Genomic DNA, 14,834 nt, shown 5'->3' on the forward strand with positions numbered 1-14,834 from the left:
CGCGACGCGGAAGGCTCAGAACACGCCGGTCAACTCATCGTAGACGCTGAGGACTTGCGCGATGGTGGCGTCCTCGGTCGGCCAGGACGCGGCCTGCGCACTGCCCCGGTCCTTGAGTTCCGCGCGGCGGCCGGGGTCGGAGAGCAGCCGCTCGACCGCCCGGGCCAGCGCCGGGGCGTCCCCGTACGGCACCAACTCGGCGCCCTCTCCGACAAGTTCGGGGATGCCGCCGACGTCGGTCGCGACCAGCGGCACCCGTGCGTGCAGCGCCTCCTGCGCGAGCAGCGAACGCGACTCCCAGCCGCTGGGGAGCAGCGCGAGGTCGGCGGCCGGCAGCAGTTCGGAGACGTCGTCGCGCCGGCCCGCGAGCCGCACGGGCAGCCCCTCGGTCTCGATACGCCGCTGGAGCGCGGCCCGTTCGGGCCCTTCCCCGGCGATGACGAGCAGCGGCGCCGGGTCGAGGCCGAGCCAGGCGTGGGCGGCGTCGAGCAGGACGTCGTAGCCCCGGTGCCGCTCCAGACTGCCCACGGCCATCAGCAACGGGCGGCCCAGGGCGCCGAGTTCGGCCCGGGTCTTGAGGCGGGAGCGCTCGGCGTCCTCGTCGTCGGTGCGCGCGGCGCGGCGCGGCGGCGGGAAGGAGACCGCGGCGAGCCGGGCGTCGCGGGCGCCGCGCGCTCTGGCCCGGTCGACCAGGTCGGAGGAGGTGCCGAGGACCACGGACGCGGCCCTGGCGACGCGCCGCTCAAGGATCCGCAGCAGGTGGGAGCGGGCCCCTTCGGCGTAACCGCGGGTGTGCCAGGTGACGACGAGCGGGACGCGGCGGCCGCTGAGCGCGAGGGAGGCGCGCAGCGCCGCGTGCAGCCCGTGCGCGTGCACCAGGTCGGCGTCGGCACAGGCCACGCGGAGCGCGGCGACGGACGCCGGGTCGCTGCTGCGCGGCACCGCGAGATGGTGGGCGCCGACGTCGCCGAATCCGTACGCCCGCTCGGCCTCGGACGGCGCGCACACGGTGACCCGCACCCCGCGGGCCACCAACCCGGCGGCCAGCGACCGGACATGGGCGCTGCTGCCCGCACTGCCGCCACCCAGCACCTGCACGGTGCGCAGCGGCGACTGTCCGTGCGCTGAGTGGCTGCTCACGTGGCTCACGCGGCGGGGCTCCTGAGGGGTCGGTTCGAACGGTCTCGGCCAAGGATGCCAGCCCGTACGCACGTTCCGGCACCGGTCACGGTCCCCCACCGCGCGGCCATGGGCAACACGGCGCACCGGACCACTCACATGGGTGAGTCGTCCGCCTGCCGCACGCCCTGCTGGCGGACCTGCTCCAGGACCTGCTCCAGGACCTGGGGCAGATCCTTGCGGGCCCACGCGCTCACGTGCTCCCCGCAGGCGACCGCCGCCACGATACCGGCGGCGTGCGCGGCGAGCCCGGCCCTCCCGTTGCCCGCGACGATCGCCACGCCGAGCGCGGCACCCAGGGCGTGTGCGCCGCAGTCGCCGAGCATGCCGTGCTCGGCGAGATCGTCGGGGAGCACGGCCGCGGCGGCCCCCATCGGCGCGGCCGCGAGCGACCCGCGCAGCAGCCCGGCGGCGCCCAGGGCGAGCGCGGCCTGCGCCGCCCGGCCGGGGCGTACGTCCACGAGGTTGATGAGATGCGCCGTGCCCGCGACGACGACACCGGCGAGCACCTTGTCGACACCGCGCTCCTTCAGCAGCGCGCCCGCGACGAGCCCGGCCGCCGACATGCCGAACAACTTCACGGCGCCGCTGCTGAGTTCGCCGTCGCGCAGCGCCCCGAGGTGCGCCCGGAAGCCGCGCCGCGGATCGCCCGCCCCGGCCACGTCGTCGTAGGCGCCACAGGCTCCGCCCGCGAGCGTGGCGACGAGGGCCGCCGCCCTTGTGCCCGGCTCCGCGGCGAGCGCGCCCGCCGCGACACCCACCGTGACGGCGGGCCCGGAGCACAGATCGACCGGGCGGCCGGCGTGGTTCGTCCGCTCCCACAGCTCCGCGCCACCCGGCTTCGTACGGCGCAAGGCGGTGCGTGCGGCGCGGGTGACGCCGGCTGCCAGGACGGCGGAACGGAGGGTGCGGGTGACGTCGATCATGCGGTCACCCCAGGGCTCCGGCCTGCGCCTCAGGCATCGGACCGAGCCGTCTCCAGGAGCTCTTCCGCGTGGGCCCGCGCCGTCTCCGAGTCCTCCTGGCCCGCGAGCATCCGCGACAACTCCCGTACGCGGTCCTCGCCTTCGAGCACGGTGACACCGGAGCGCGTCACGGTCCCGTCGTTCGTCTTCTCGACCAGCAGCTGCCGGTCGGCGAAGGCCGCGACCTGCGGCAGGTGCGTGACGACCACGACCTGCGCGGACTTGGCGAGTTTGGCGAGGCGCCGGCCGATCTCGACGGCCGCCTTGCCGCCGACACCGGCGTCGACCTCGTCGAAGAGGTACGTGGGAACGGGATCGGTGCCCGCGAAGACGACCTCCACCGCGAGCATCACCCGGGACAGCTCACCGCCGGACGCGCCCTTGGCGATGGGGCGGGGCGGCGCCCCGGGGTGCGGCGCGAGCAGCAGCTCGACCTCGTCGACACCGCTGGGTCCGCAGACCACGCTCCGGCCGTCGATCTCGACGCCGTCGCCCGCGTCGGTCTCGTTCTGCCGGATGTCGAAGGAGACGCGGGCGTGCGGCATGGCGAGCGAGGCCAGTTCGGCCGTGACGGCGGCCGCGAACCGGGAGGCGGCCTCGGTCCGGGCGTTCGTCAATTCCTGCGCCAGTACGCCGAGTTCACGGCTCAGCGCGTCACGTTCGGCGGCCAGCTCGTCGATCCGCTCGTCGTCGCCGTCGAGTTCGAGCAGCCGCGCGGCGCTCGCCTCGGCCCAGCCGAGCACGCCCGTGACGTCCTCGCCGTACTTGCGGGTCAGTTGCGTGAGCGCGGCCCGCCGCTCCTCGACGGCCGAGAGCCGCAGCGGGTCGGCGTCCAGGTCGTCGGCGTACCCGGCGAGTTCGGCGGCGACATCGGTGAGCAGGATCTGCACCTCACCGATCCGCTCGGCGAGCGTGGCCAGGGCCGGATCGTGGGCCCGTACGGCGTCCAGGGCCCGGTTCGCGCCGCCGACCAGGGTCGTGGCGTCGACGCCCTCCGGGTCCTCGGGGTTCCCGGCGAGCGCGGCGTGCGCGGTCGCGGCGGCCGAGGCGAGCGCCTCCGCGTGCCCGAGCCGCGAGGCCTCCTCGGCCAGCTCGACGTCCTCACCGGCGCGCGGCTCGACCGCGGCGATCTCGTCGAGCCCGAAGCGCAGCAGATCCGCCTCCTGGGCCCGCTCCCGGGCGCGCGTGGTGATCTCGTCCAGCTCGGCGCCGACGGCCTTCAGGCGCTTGTACACGGTCGCGTACTCGGCGAGCGGCACCGCGACGGCGTCCCCGGCGTACCGGTCGAGCGCCTGGCGCTGTCTGCCGAGCTTCAGCAGTCCCTGCTGGTCGGTCTGGCCGTGCACGGCGACGAGTTCGTCGGCCAGCTCGGCGAGGACTCCCACCGGCACGGATCTGCCGCCCAGATGGGCCCGCGAGCGCCCCTCGGCCGAAACGGTACGGCTGACGAGCAGCACCCCGTCGTCCAGTTCGGCGCCGGCCTCCTCGGCGCGCGCCAGCGCATTCGAACCGGCGGGCACGGCGACGCGCCCCTCCACCACCGCGTTCTTCGCGCCGATCCGCACGAGCGCGGGGTCGGCCCGCCCACCGAGCAGCAGCCCGAGGCTCGTGACGACCATCGTCTTGCCCGCGCCGGTCTCGCCCGTCACCGCCGTGAATCCGGGTGACAGCTCGACCACCGCGTCGTCGATGACTCCGAGCGACCGTATCCGCATCTCCTCCAACACGGACACGACCTTACGAGGTCGGGGACCGTCTGTGCGACGGGCCCCGGCCCAGCGGACCGAATCGGCAGGTGGCGCGGGGCCCGTGGAGGGCTCTGTCACCCGCGGGGGTGGCGGCCCGGCCGCTCAGCCGATCAGACGGCGCCGCCAGTCCAGTGGGGTGACATGGACGGCGCGGCCGGGGTCGCCGTCCCAGACGGTCGGCAGGCCGACGGCGTCGAGTGCGGCGACCACTTCGCGGCCGACGGCGCCCGTGGTCTCCTCCGAGCCGTCGAATCCGCCGTACAGGAGCATCAGGCCGTGGCCCGCGGTGGCGGAGCCGGTGCACTGGCTGTGGAAGTAGACGTAGCCGCGGGCGGTGGGCGCCGCCTCGGCGCCGATCTCGGTGTCGCCGCAGGAGCGGCAGCAGGCGAAGTTCTCCCGGGCGGTGATGCCGGACTCCTCCAGCGCGGCGAAGGCCCGGGCGAGGCGCTCGGGGTCGGTCTCCCCTTCCCACCGCCCCTGCTCGGCGACGCGCTCCAGCCACATCCGGTCGGCGAGCGCCTCCGCCTGAATGCGTGAGACGGGTCTGCGGTCCTCGGTGACCAGGCCGTCCTCGGCGGCCTCGGTCAGTTCGGCCCGGGTGGCGTAGCCGCCGGTGAGGAGTTCGCGGACGTGCTCCTCCCACTCCTCGCGCTCGCCCGTGTCGAGGTCGAGCGGCGGCACCTCGCGGGCGGGCCCCATGTCCAGCAGGCTCCAGGCCGGCCCGGCGTCCCGGCCCGGCTCCCGGCGGGCCCAGCCGGTCAACGCCGCGCTCACGGTCTCCGGGCTGCCGACCCCCGCCTGGAAGTGCCGGTCGGCGGACCCGTCCCGGCGCTCCAGGGTGTAGTCCCCGCCGCTCTCGTGCCAGACCTGGGCGAAGACGTCCGGCAGGTCGGGTATCGGCTGCACCACGAGGAACCGGTCGCCGTCACCCCCGATACGCCGGACCAGCCCGTCCAACGCCTCGGCGGACGGGCGGACATGCCGCTGCCGGTTCTCTGTCGTCACCACGATCTCGAGCATGAGCGGGACTCTGGCACACGCCTCTGACAACGGCCCCTGACGAGCCCTTGCGGCCGGGCTAGTTCGGCGCCCCGCGCCACCCGGCCACCGGCAGCGCGAACTTGGCCACCAGACGGTCGGTGAACACCGCGTGGTGCAGCCGGGCGAGCCGCACCGGCACAGCGCCACGGCGTACCTCCACCCGCGCCCCGGCCGGCAGCTCCACGGTCCGCCGCCCGTCGCACCACAGCACGCCGTGCGGCGTGTGCGGCTGGACCTCGACGGCGAGCACCGAGTCCGGCGAGGTGACCAGCGGCTTCGCGAACAGCGCGTGCGCGCTGATCGGCACCATCAGCAGCGCCTCGACCTCGGGCCACACCACGGGCCCGCCGGCCGAGAACGCGTACGCCGTCGACCCGGTGGGCGTCGCGCACACGATCCCGTCGCAGCCGAACCCGGTGACGGGCCGGCCGTCGATCTCCAGGACGACCTCCAGCATCCGCTCGGGCTCGGTCTTCTGCACGGCGGCCTCGTTCAGCGCCCAGTCGCGGTGCACGACGTCTCCGTTGCGGTGCACGGCGACGTCGATCGTCATGCGCTCCTCGACCTCGTACTCCTTGGTGACGACCCGGTCGACGACCTTGTCCAGGTCGTCGCGCTCGGCCTCCGCCAGGAAGCCGACGCGGCCCAGGTTCACGCCGAGCATCGGCACCCCCGAGGCCCGGGCGAACTCGGCGCCGCGCAGCAGCGTCCCGTCGCCGCCGAGGACGATGAGCAGCTCGCATCCGTCGAGGCAGGCCGGCGTGGCCTCCTTCACCAGTTCCACGGAGGGCGGCAGCGGCAGATCGGCCGCCTCCGAGGCCAGCACCCGCACCCCGAGGCCGCTGCGCAGCAGCCCCTGGACGACGAGTTCGGCGCTGCGGATGGCCGCGGGCCGCCCGGTGTGCGCGAGCAGGAAAACAGTACGAGCTCGGCTCTGTGTCAACGCGGCCCCTCCGCCACTGCACGGTCAACGTCGGCCGGGTCGAGTTCGGGCGCCCCGGCACGCAGCCACAGAAAGTACTCGACATTCCCGGAGGGCCCGGGCAGCGGGCTCGCGGTGACGCCCCGCACACCGAGCCCCAGCCTGAACGCCTGCGCGGCCACGCCCCGCACGGCCTCGGCCCGCAGTTCGGGGCTGCGCACGACGCCTCCGCTGCCGAGCCGCTCCTTGCCGACCTCGAACTGCGGCTTGACCATCAGCACGAGGTCCGCGTCGGGCGCCGCGCACCGCGCGAGGGCAGGCAGCACAAGGCCCAGCGGGATGAAGGAAAGGTCCCCGACCACCACGTCCACGGGTACGTCATCGATCGCCTCCAGCGTCAACTCGCGTACGTTCGTACGGTCCTTGACGGTGACGCGTTCATCGCTCTGCAGGGACCAGGCGAGTTGCCCGTACCCCACGTCGACGGCGACGACGTGCGCGACACCGGCCCGCAGCAGGACGTCGGTGAAGCCACCGGTCGACGCCCCGGCGTCCAGCGCCCGCCGCCCCTGCACCACGAGCCCCTGCGGAGCGAACGCGGCCAGCGCGCCCGCCAGCTTGTGCCCGCCGCGCGAGACGTACTCGGGATCGCTGTCGTCCGAGGCGACGACGATCGACACACCCGTGTCCACCTGTGTCGCGGACTTGGTCGCGACGATCTTGCTGACGCTGACCCGCCCCGCGGCGATCAGCTGGCTGGCATGCTCCCGCGAGCGGGCCAGCTTGCGGTTGACGAGTTCGGCGTCGAGGCGGCGACGTGTCACACCTGCCACGGTCGGTTCAGCTCCTGTGCTCATACGGGGACGACGGTCGGGGCGCGGCGTCCAGCGCGGTCAGCGCGGTCCGCAGCCCCTGGTGTACATCCTCGTACACCTCGACGTGTCCGTCCGCCGCGAGGTGGTCCACATCGCCGAGCCGCTCCAGCTGCGCGTCCACGTCGGCGTTGCCCGTGAGGGTGCGCTCGATGCCGAGGGGAGCGGGGGCCGCGGGCTCGTACGACGGTTCGCCGGGAGCCGGAGCCCCGGGTGCGGCCTCGGCCTCCGCTTCGGCGGGAGTCTCACTCATGCCAAGACGCTACCCCGGAAGCCCGGTGTACCGTCGATCACGATGGCCACTACGGAGGAGTGCCGCACGGCGCTCGACAAACTCTCGGACAACATGGCGGGCGCGAGCGGGGACGTCCGGTCCGCCGTGGCGCTCGACCGCTCGCTGAGCTGCCGGATCACGGACCTGGACGTGACGTTTTCCGGCCGCCTCGAGAACGGCCGGATCACGGTGCTCGACACCCGCCCCGGGCCGCCCGCCGAGAAGGCGCAGATCCGCCTCTCGATGACGGGCGACGACCTGGTGGCGATGGTGAACGGCCGGCTGAACTTCGCGAAGGCCTGGGCCACCGGCCGGGTCGGGCTGGAGGCCTCGTTCCGCGACCTGCTGCGCCTCAGGACGCTGCTTTAGCCACGTCCGGGGCCTTCGCGTGGGTCTGCTGCCGCGCCTTGCGCGCCGCCGGCACGACCAGCGGGGTCCCCGTCTCCGGGTCGTCGATGACCTGGCATTTCATCCCGAAGAGGCGCTCGACGAGGTCGGCGGTGACGATGTCCTTCGGCGCGCCCTCGGCGATGATCTCGCCGCCGCGCAGCGCGATGAGGTGGGTGGCGTACCGGGCGGCGTGGTTGAGGTCGTGCAGGACGGCGACGAGCGTGCGCCCCTGCTCCTCGTGCAGCTCCGCGCAGAGGTCGAGCACGTCGATCTGGTGCTGGATGTCGAGGAAGGTCGTCGGCTCGTCGAGCAGCAGCAGCGGCGTCTGCTGGGCGAGCGCCATGGCGATCCACACGCGCTGGCGCTGGCCGCCGGAGAGTTCGTCGACGTACCGGTCGGCGAGTTCGGCGACGCCGGTGGACTCCATGGACTCCCGTACGACCGTCTCGTCCTCCGGCGACCACTGCCGGAGCAGCCCCTGGTGCGGGTAGCGGCCGCGGGCGACGAGGTCGCCGACGGTGATGCCGTCGGGGGCGACCGACGACTGCGGCAGCAGGCCGAGCGTCTTGGCGACCTTCTTGGCGGGCATCGACTGGATGACGCTGCCGTCGAGCAGGACCCGGCCCGCGCTCGGCTTGAGCATCCGCGACAGGGCGCGCAGCAGCGTGGACTTGCCACAGGCGTTCGGGCCGACGATCACCGTGAAGGAGTTGTCGGGGATCTCCACGGACAGCTTCTCGGCGATGACGCGCTGGTCGTATCCGAGGGTCACGTCGTCGGCTATCAGCCTGTTCACTGCGGTGCTCCTTTGGTTCTGGTGCGGCTGGTCCGCCCGGTTCCCCTGAGAGGTGTGCGTACGGGTGCTCATATCCGCCCCGCCTTGCGCTCGGTGACAAGGAGCCACAGCAGATAGGCACCGCCTACGACGCCGGTCACCACGCCGACGGGCAGCTGGTCCGCGCCGAACATCCGCTGCGAGACCAGGTCGGCGACGATCAGCAGCGTCGCACCCATCCAGGTGGCGGCCAGCAGGTTCGGGCCGGGCGACTTGGTCAGGCGCCGGACGATCTGCGGGGCGGTGAGGGCCACGAAGGTGACGGGTCCCGCCGCGGCGGTCGCGGCCGCGGTGAGGAAGACGGAGGCGGTGAGCAGCAGCAGCCGGGTGCGCTCGACGCGGATGCCGAGGGCGCCGGCCGCGTCGTCGCCCATCTCCAGCATGCGCAGCGGACGCCCGAACGCGGCGACGACCGGGACGAGCACGGCGAACAGGACCAGCAGCGGCCACACCTGCTCCCAGCCGCGGCCGTTGAGGGACCCGGTCATCCACACGGTTGCGCGGGCCGCGTCCACGAAGTCGGCCTTGGTGAGCAGATAGCCGTTGACGGCGGTGACGAAAGCGGAGACGCCGATGCCGACGAGGACGAGCCGGTAGCCGTGCACGCCGCGCTTCCACGCGAGGACGTAGATCGCGAAGCCGGTGACGAGTCCGCCGACGAGCGCGCCGAGGGCGACCTGCGTGGCGCTGCCGCCGAAGATCACGATCATCACGAGCGCGCCCGCGGTCGAGCCCTGCCCGAGGCCGAGCACGTCGGGGCTGCCCAGCGGGTTGCGCGAGATGGACTGGAAGAGGGCGCCGGACAGGCCGAGCGCGCCGCCGACCAGGAGGCCGACGAGGACCCGCGGCAGCCGCAGGTCGTTGATGATGAACTCCTGCCCGACGTCGCCGTGGCCCGCCAGGGTGCGCAGCACGTCGAGGGCCGGGATCGGGAAGTCGCCGGTGCCGATCAGCACGACGCTCGCGGCGAGCGCGGCCACGACCAGGACGGCCACGACGACGGCCGAGCGGACGTGGAGCCGTACGGAGAGCCCGCCCGGGGTGCGTATCGCCTTCACAGCTGGGCCAACTTCCGACGGCGTACGAGAACGATGAAGACCGGCGCGCCGATGACGGCGGTGACGATGCCGACCTGGAGCTCCGCGGGGCGCGCCACGAGCCGGCCGACGACGTCGGCGCCGAGCAGCAGGACGGGCGACAGGACCGCCGCGTACGGCAGGATCCAGCGCATGTCGGGCCCGGTGAACGAGCGCACGATGTGCGGCACCATCAGTCCGACGAAGACGATGGGCCCGCAGGCCGCGGTGGCGGCGCCGCACAGCAGGGTCGCGGCGGCCATGCTCAGGGCGCGGGTCCGGCCGAGGTGGGCGCCGAGGGCGCGGGCCGTGTCGTCGCCCATGGCCATCGCGTTGAGCGGCCTGGCGAGGCCCAGGGCGAGCACCGCGCCGACGGCGATGAACGGCAGCACCTGCTGGATCGTGTCCATCTTGGCGCTGGCCAGCGAGCCGACCTGCCAGAACCGCATGCGGTTGAGCGCGACGTCGTCGGTGATCATCACCGCGTAGAGGTAGCCGGACAGGGCCGCGGTGATCGCGGTGCCGGCGAGGGCCAGCCGCACCGGCGTCGCGCCGCGCGTGCCGCCGAGGACGTACACGAGCACGCCGACCGCGGCGGAGCCGAAGAAGGCGAACCACACGTAGCCGCTGAGCGAGGTCACCCCGAAGAAGCTGATGGCGGTCACGACGGCGGCGGAGGCACCCATGTTGATGCCGAGGATGCCGGGGTCGGCCAGCGGGTTGCGGGTCAGTGCCTGAAGGACGGCGCCGGCGAGGCCGAGCGCGAGTCCGGCCAGCAGACCGAGCAGCGTCCGCGAGACGCGCTCACCGACGACGATGTCCGCGTACGTACCCGTGTCGTGGAACAGCCCGTGCCAGACCTGGTCCAGGGCAAGCGGTTTGGCACCGACGGCAATGCTCGCCACGAGGACGGCGACCAGCACGACGGCCGAGGCGAGAAGCCCGGCCGTGCGTATCGCCGCACGGCGGCCGGGGGGCGCGGGAGCGGTGTCCGCGCTCGTTTCTGGGGGACTGTCGACCAACACGAGGTTAGGTTAGCCTACCCTCCAAATTGGCCACATCCTGCTGCACCGCACCCCGCTGCTCCAGCCGCACCGAGAGAAGCATCTCCCATGCCTCCTGCCCTGTCACGGGCCGCCCCCGCCGCGCACTGCTCGCGCCCGGCGAAGCGCTCGGCCCCGGTGCACTGCTCACCCCGTGCGGCAACGGCAAACCCTCCGACACGCACAGTCCCGAGGCTCACGACATGACAGAGACAGCCGCCCCCACCGCGCCCGCCGCCACGACCACTGCCGCCGCGCCCGCCACGGAACCGGCCCCGGCCCCCTTCGACCTCTTCGCCCTGCACGTCCTGCGCGTCGAACGCCTCACGCCGTCCATGGTCCGCGTGGTCTTCGGCGGCCCCGGCATGCCCCGCATGGCGACGGCCGGCCGCGACCAGCGCATCAAACTGTTCCTGCCGTCGCCGGGGCAGCAGGCCCCGCACCTACCGGAAACCGCCGCCGGCGAGTGGTACGCCACGTGGCAGGCCCTGGACCCCGCGACGCGCGGCATCATGCGCACTTACACGATTAGTGAACTGGACGCCCCCGCAGGCGAGTTGACGGTCGACTTCGCGGCGCACGGCGACGAAGGCCCGGCCTCCCGCTGGGCCCTGCGGGCGCGCCCCGGCGACCGGGTGGGCGTCTTCGCCCCGGTCACCGACACCAACCAGGCCTACGAGTTCAGGCCGCCCGCCGACACCGACTGGATCCTGCTGACGGCGGACCCGTCGGCGCTGCCGGCCATCGCCAACATCCTGGCCCACCTGCCCGGCTCCGTCCCCGTCCGCGCCTGGATCGAGGTGCCCACGCCGGAGGACCGCCAGGCCCTTCCCACAGGCGCGGACACGGACATCACCTGGCTCACCGCCTCGGGCACCACCCCGGAGGCGATCCGCGCGGCTGCTCTCCCCGAGGGCACTCCCTACGCCTTCGTAGTCGGTGAGTCGTCCATGGTGAAGTCGGTTCGCCGCCATTTGGTGAAGGAGCGCGGCTTCGACCGCAAACGCGTCAAGTTCTCGGGGTACTGGCGCCAGGGAACCTCGGAGGACGCCCTGGCCCAGTCCGGCGAAGCCGCCTGAACGGGCGCGCCCTCACGGGGCGCGCCCGCCACGCCGTCACTACAGATCCAGCCGCGCCAGCGCCTTCGCCGAGTCCAGCTCGCACGCCCCGTCCCCCGCCGCCGTCCAGGCGGCGGCGCACAGCGCCCGCAGTCCGTCGACGGCGTCGCCGTCCCCCTCCAGCTCCAGGCGCTCGTCCCCGGCCGTGGCGGTCCACCCGCCGCACCCGAATCCGCTCTGCTCCTCGGTCACCTCCGGCTGCCCGGTCAGCATGCCGCGCAGATCGCGGTCCACATACGTGGGCCGGTGCTGCGGCGGCGCGGCCAGCAGTTGCGCCCCGTCCGTCACACCGGTCAGCACGAGCAGCGAATCCACCTCACCGTTGAACGCGCCCTCGATGTCCGTGTCGAGGCGGTCCCCCACGACCAGCGGCGTCTTGGCCCCGGTCCGCAGAATGGTCTCCCGGTGCATCGGCGGCAGCGGCTTGCCCGCGATCTGCGGCTCGGCCCCCGTCGCGATTCGGACGACCTCGACCGCCGCCCCGTTCCCCGGAGCGATTCCCCGCGCGCTCGGGATCGTCAGGTCGGTGTTGGAGGCGAACCACGGAACACCCGCCGCGATGGCATAACAGGCCTCGGAGAACCGCTTCCACGCCATGTCGGGCCCGCCGTACCCCTGCGCGACCGCTACCGGCTCGTCGTCGGCGGAGTCGACCGGCTCGAGCCCCCGCTCCCGCAACGCGACCCGGAGCCCTTCCCCGCCGATCACCAGAACCCGAGCCCCTTCGGGGACCTGCTCGCTGATGAGCCGCGCGACGGCCTGCGCCGACGTGATGACGTCGTCCGCCCCGGTCGGGATCCCGAGCTCGGTCAGATGCTCGGCGACGGCGTCGGGCGTGCGCAGCGCGTTGTTGGTGACGTACGCGAGCCCCATGCCTCCGTCCCGGGCGTCCGCCAACGACTCGACGGCGTGCGCGATGGCATGACCCCCCGCGTAGACGACCCCGTCCAGGTCGAGCAGCGCCGTGTCGTACGCCTCGCTCAGCGCCCGCGTACTGCTCCCTGGCCGCACCCGTGGCGCCCCGTCACGCGTACCACTCGCACTCTGGCTCATTCCGTATCGCCTTCCTTCGATCCCACTCCCCCGATCATCCCCCAAGCCTCTGACACTCGTACGATGCACGGATGAACACTGCAGGTGACGGCCTGGATCTGCGCCCGTTCCGAGGGGTGCGTTACGTCCCCGAGCGCATCGGCAATCTCGCGGCCGTCACCTCGCCGCCGTACGACGTCGTCGTCCGCCCGGACGGACTGCTGCACCTGGAGAGCGCGGACCCGCACAACATCGTCCGTCTGATCCTCCCGCAGGCCACGTCCCCGCAGTCGCGCAACGACCAGGCGGCCGCCACCCTGCACCGCTGGCTCGCCGACGGCGTCCTCGCACCCGACGCCGAACCGGCCCTCTACGTATACGAACAGCGCAACGGCGACCTGCTACAGCGCGGCGTCATCGGCGCCCTGCGCCTGTCGGAGGCCTCCGAAGGCGTGGTCCTCCCGCACGAGGACGTCATGCCGCACGTCGTCGCGGACCGCGCGGGCCTGATGCGCACCACGGCGGCGAACTTCGAACCCCTCCTGCTGACCTACCGGGGAAACGGCGACGCGACGGGCGCGGCAGCCGTAGTCGAGCACACGGTCCAACGCCCCCCGCTCCTCTCCACGACCACCGAGGACGGCTACAGCCACCGTCTGTGGGCCCTCACGGACCCGTCGGACGTCCGCACGGTCCATGACGACCTGGCCCGCCACCAGGCCCTGATCGCCGACGGCCACCACCGCTGGGCGACCTATCTGCGACTGCGCGCCGAACATCCGTCGCCGACCCCGTGGGACCACGGCCTGGTCCTCCTCGTCGACACGGCCCGCTACCCCCTGCGCGTCCGCGCCATCCACCGTCTCCTCAACCGCCTCCCGGTCGACCAGGCACTGGCGGCGGCCGCCCCCTACTTCCGCGTACGAGAAGTCCCGGGCACTCTGCCCCAAGTGCTGAAGACCCTCGCCGAGGCCGCGCACCTCGGCAACGCGTATCTGCTCACGGGCGCCGACGACACGTACCACCTCCTCGACCGCCCGGACCCGGCTCTCCTCGCCCGGACGATCCCGACGGGCCGGCCGGAGGCCTGGCGGACATTGGACGCGACGGTCCTGCACTCCACGCTCCTCGGCCATGTCTGGGGCATCCCCGAGGACTCCCCCGCCGACATCGCCTACATCCACGACACGGAGGCGACGGTCGAGAAGGCCCGGCACGACGGCGGCACGGCGGTCCTCATGCATCCGGTCCGCGAGGAAGTCGTCCGCGAGCTGGCCCGTCAGGGTGTGACGATGCCCCGCAAGTCGACGTCGTTCGGCCCGAAGCCGGCCACGGGTCTGGTCCTTCGCACGCTCACGAACGACTGACGGGCGGGCCCCGAAGGAACCCGCCCGTCACATCACCCGCTGCCTACTTCTCTTCGGCGTCGTCCTCGTCGTCGTCCTTGTCGTCGCCCTTGGCCGGCGCCGGAGCCTCATCGGCGTCGTCACCGTCGAAAGCGTCCACGAACTCGACGCCGTCCAGCTCGGCCAGCCGGTCCGACGCGTCCGTGCTGCCGTCCTTGTCGGACTCCACGGCCTTGGCGAACCACTCGCGGGCCTCGTCCTCGCGCCCGGCGGCCAGCAGCGCGTCGGCGTACGCGTACCGCAGCCGCGCGGTCCACGGCTGCACGGAGTTCGAGGCCAGCTCGGGACTCTGCAGCGTGACGATGGCGGCGTCCAACTGGTCCAGGTCCCGACGGGCACCGGCGGCGACGAGCCGCATCTCGACCTGCCCGGCCTTGTCGAGCTTCTGCACCTCGGGCGCCCCGGCCATGTCGAGCGCCTTCTCGGGCCGCCCGAGCCCGCGCTCGCAGTCGGCCATCACGGGCCACAGCTCCACGTGACCGGTCATACGCCGCGCGGCCCGGAACTCGGCGAGGGCCTCGCTGTAGTTCTGGCTCGCGTAGGCGGCGAACCCGGCGGCCTCGCGCACAGCGGCCACACGGGACGCGAGCCGCAGGGCGACCTTCGCGTACCCGTAAGCACCCTCAGGGTCATCGTCGATCAGCCGGGCAACCATCACCAGGTTCTTGGCGACGTCCTCCGCAAGCCCCTTCGGCAGGGACTGCAGCTCCTGCAGTACGTCCTTGTCGAGCTCGAAGCCGGAAACGTCCTCGGGGATCGGCAGCCGCTTGATCGGCTCACGATCCCGCTCCCGCTCGTCGCGGTAGCGCCCGCCACCACGGCGGTCGTCCCGACGGTCATCGCGCCGGTCGTCCCGGCGGAAGGGGGGCCGGTCACCGTCACGGCGCGGACCACGATCGCGATCACGGTCACCGCCACCGTACGAGGGACGGT

The 14,834-nt window shown here is 73.2% G+C and carries 15 protein-coding genes; 3 read left to right on the top strand and 12 right to left on the bottom strand.

The genetic code is table 11. From position 1 onward, the window contains the following. Nucleotides 1-15: 15 nt before the first annotated feature. The 7 genes from AB0J02_RS20785 to AB0J02_RS20815 form a co-directional block, all read right to left on the bottom strand. Nucleotides 16-1,149, bottom strand: coding sequence for a glycosyltransferase family 4 protein (locus tag AB0J02_RS20785; RefSeq protein ID WP_363195170.1), 1,134 nt, complete (start codon nucleotides 1,147-1,149; stop codon nucleotides 16-18). Nucleotides 1,150-1,274: 125 nt separating this feature from the next. After that, a complete protein-coding gene (locus AB0J02_RS20790; protein ID WP_363195171.1) occupies nucleotides 1,275-2,105 on the bottom strand; it encodes a hypothetical protein in 831 nt (276 codons plus the stop codon). Nucleotides 2,106-2,134: 29 nt separating this feature from the next. Beyond that, entirely contained in the window at nucleotides 2,135-3,859 is a 1,725-nt protein-coding gene (gene recN, locus AB0J02_RS20795) for a DNA repair protein RecN (RefSeq protein ID WP_363195204.1), read from the bottom strand. Between the two features lie 135 nt (nucleotides 3,860-3,994). Continuing rightward, nucleotides 3,995-4,912, bottom strand: a complete 918-nt coding sequence (locus AB0J02_RS20800) for a hypothetical protein (RefSeq protein WP_363195172.1) — start codon at nucleotides 4,910-4,912, stop codon at nucleotides 3,995-3,997. A 58-nt stretch (nucleotides 4,913-4,970) separates the two neighbouring features. Beyond that, nucleotides 4,971-5,876 (bottom strand): NAD kinase, encoded by a 906-nt coding sequence (locus AB0J02_RS20805; protein ID WP_363195173.1) that lies wholly within the window; start codon nucleotides 5,874-5,876, stop codon nucleotides 4,971-4,973. Then, nucleotides 5,873-6,688: a TlyA family RNA methyltransferase gene (locus tag AB0J02_RS20810; protein WP_363195174.1), complete on the bottom strand. Its 816-nt coding sequence runs from the start codon at nucleotides 6,686-6,688 to the stop codon at nucleotides 5,873-5,875. The genes AB0J02_RS20805 and AB0J02_RS20810 overlap by 4 nt, the downstream gene beginning before the upstream one ends. Nucleotides 6,689-6,695: 7 nt before the next feature. After that, entirely contained in the window at nucleotides 6,696-6,980 is a 285-nt protein-coding gene (locus AB0J02_RS20815) for a hypothetical protein (RefSeq protein ID WP_363195175.1), read from the bottom strand. 42 nt (nucleotides 6,981-7,022) lie between these two features. On the opposite strand from AB0J02_RS20815, the gene AB0J02_RS20820 reads away from it, so the two are divergent. Next, the gene (locus AB0J02_RS20820) at nucleotides 7,023-7,370 is read left to right on the top strand and encodes an SCP2 sterol-binding domain-containing protein (protein ID WP_363195176.1); all 348 of its coding nucleotides are present in this window, start codon (nucleotides 7,023-7,025) and stop codon (nucleotides 7,368-7,370) included. Here the strand turns inward: AB0J02_RS20820 and AB0J02_RS20825 are convergent. From AB0J02_RS20825 to AB0J02_RS20835, 3 genes are read right to left on the bottom strand one after another with little or no spacing between them, the layout of a single operon-like run. After that, complete coding sequence (locus tag AB0J02_RS20825; RefSeq protein WP_363195177.1) at nucleotides 7,354-8,259, bottom strand: ABC transporter ATP-binding protein; 906 nt, start codon at nucleotides 8,257-8,259, stop codon at nucleotides 7,354-7,356. The genes AB0J02_RS20820 and AB0J02_RS20825 overlap by 17 nt on opposite strands. Beyond that, nucleotides 8,256-9,284, bottom strand: coding sequence for an iron chelate uptake ABC transporter family permease subunit (locus AB0J02_RS20830; RefSeq protein WP_363195178.1), 1,029 nt, complete (start codon nucleotides 9,282-9,284; stop codon nucleotides 8,256-8,258). Before AB0J02_RS20830 ends, AB0J02_RS20825 begins: the two co-directional genes overlap by 4 nt. After that, nucleotides 9,281-10,327, bottom strand: a complete 1,047-nt coding sequence (locus AB0J02_RS20835; protein WP_363195179.1) for an iron chelate uptake ABC transporter family permease subunit — start codon at nucleotides 10,325-10,327, stop codon at nucleotides 9,281-9,283. Before AB0J02_RS20835 ends, AB0J02_RS20830 begins: the two co-directional genes overlap by 4 nt. 221 nt (nucleotides 10,328-10,548) lie before the next feature. On the opposite strand from AB0J02_RS20835, the gene AB0J02_RS20840 reads away from it, so the two are divergent. Next, nucleotides 10,549-11,424: a siderophore-interacting protein gene (locus tag AB0J02_RS20840; protein ID WP_363195180.1), complete on the top strand. Its 876-nt coding sequence runs from the start codon at nucleotides 10,549-10,551 to the stop codon at nucleotides 11,422-11,424. A 39-nt stretch (nucleotides 11,425-11,463) separates the two neighbouring features. Here the strand turns inward: AB0J02_RS20840 and AB0J02_RS20845 are convergent, their stop codons facing one another. After that, nucleotides 11,464-12,516, bottom strand: a complete 1,053-nt coding sequence (locus tag AB0J02_RS20845) for an HAD hydrolase-like protein (RefSeq protein ID WP_363195181.1) — start codon at nucleotides 12,514-12,516, stop codon at nucleotides 11,464-11,466. A 71-nt stretch (nucleotides 12,517-12,587) separates the two neighbouring features. Between AB0J02_RS20845 and AB0J02_RS20850 the strand changes: the two genes are divergently transcribed. Next, a complete protein-coding gene (locus AB0J02_RS20850; RefSeq protein WP_363195182.1) occupies nucleotides 12,588-13,862 on the top strand; it encodes a DUF1015 domain-containing protein in 1,275 nt (424 codons plus the stop codon). Nucleotides 13,863-13,905: 43 nt separating this feature from the next. On the opposite strand, the gene AB0J02_RS20855 is transcribed toward AB0J02_RS20850, so the two are convergent. Further along, nucleotides 13,906-14,664 carry a hypothetical protein gene (locus AB0J02_RS20855; RefSeq protein ID WP_363195205.1) on the bottom strand — a complete coding sequence of 253 codons (759 nt, stop codon included), beginning with the start codon at nucleotides 14,662-14,664 and terminating at the stop codon, nucleotides 13,906-13,908. Nucleotides 14,665-14,834 lie beyond the last annotated feature (170 nt).

The sequence above is a fragment of the Streptomyces sp. NPDC050264 genome, from assembly GCF_040655895.1.
GTDB lineage: Bacteria > Actinomycetota > Actinomycetes > Streptomycetales > Streptomycetaceae > Streptomyces.

What these genes read in the sequence shown, in the direction of transcription:
- AB0J02_RS20790 (WP_363195171.1), bottom strand. Translation starts at nt 2,105, where the DNA reads ATGATCGACGTCACCCGCACCCTCCGTTCCGCCGTCCTGGCAGCCGGC.
- recN (WP_363195204.1), bottom strand. Translation starts at nt 3,859, where the DNA reads ATGCGGATACGGTCGCTCGGAGTCATCGACGACGCGGTGGTCGAGCTG.
- AB0J02_RS20800 (WP_363195172.1), bottom strand. Translation starts at nt 4,912, where the DNA reads ATGCTCGAGATCGTGGTGACGACAGAGAACCGGCAGCGGCATGTCCGC.
- AB0J02_RS20815 (WP_363195175.1), bottom strand. Translation starts at nt 6,980, where the DNA reads ATGAGTGAGACTCCCGCCGAAGCGGAGGCCGAGGCCGCACCCGGGGCT.
- AB0J02_RS20820 (WP_363195176.1), top strand. Translation starts at nt 7,023, where the DNA reads ATGGCCACTACGGAGGAGTGCCGCACGGCGCTCGACAAACTCTCGGAC.
- AB0J02_RS20825 (WP_363195177.1), bottom strand. Translation starts at nt 8,259, where the DNA reads ATGAGCACCCGTACGCACACCTCTCAGGGGAACCGGGCGGACCAGCCG.
- AB0J02_RS20840 (WP_363195180.1), top strand. Translation starts at nt 10,549, where the DNA reads ATGACAGAGACAGCCGCCCCCACCGCGCCCGCCGCCACGACCACTGCC.
- AB0J02_RS20845 (WP_363195181.1), bottom strand. Translation starts at nt 12,516, where the DNA reads ATGAGCCAGAGTGCGAGTGGTACGCGTGACGGGGCGCCACGGGTGCGG.
- AB0J02_RS20850 (WP_363195182.1), top strand. Translation starts at nt 12,588, where the DNA reads ATGAACACTGCAGGTGACGGCCTGGATCTGCGCCCGTTCCGAGGGGTG.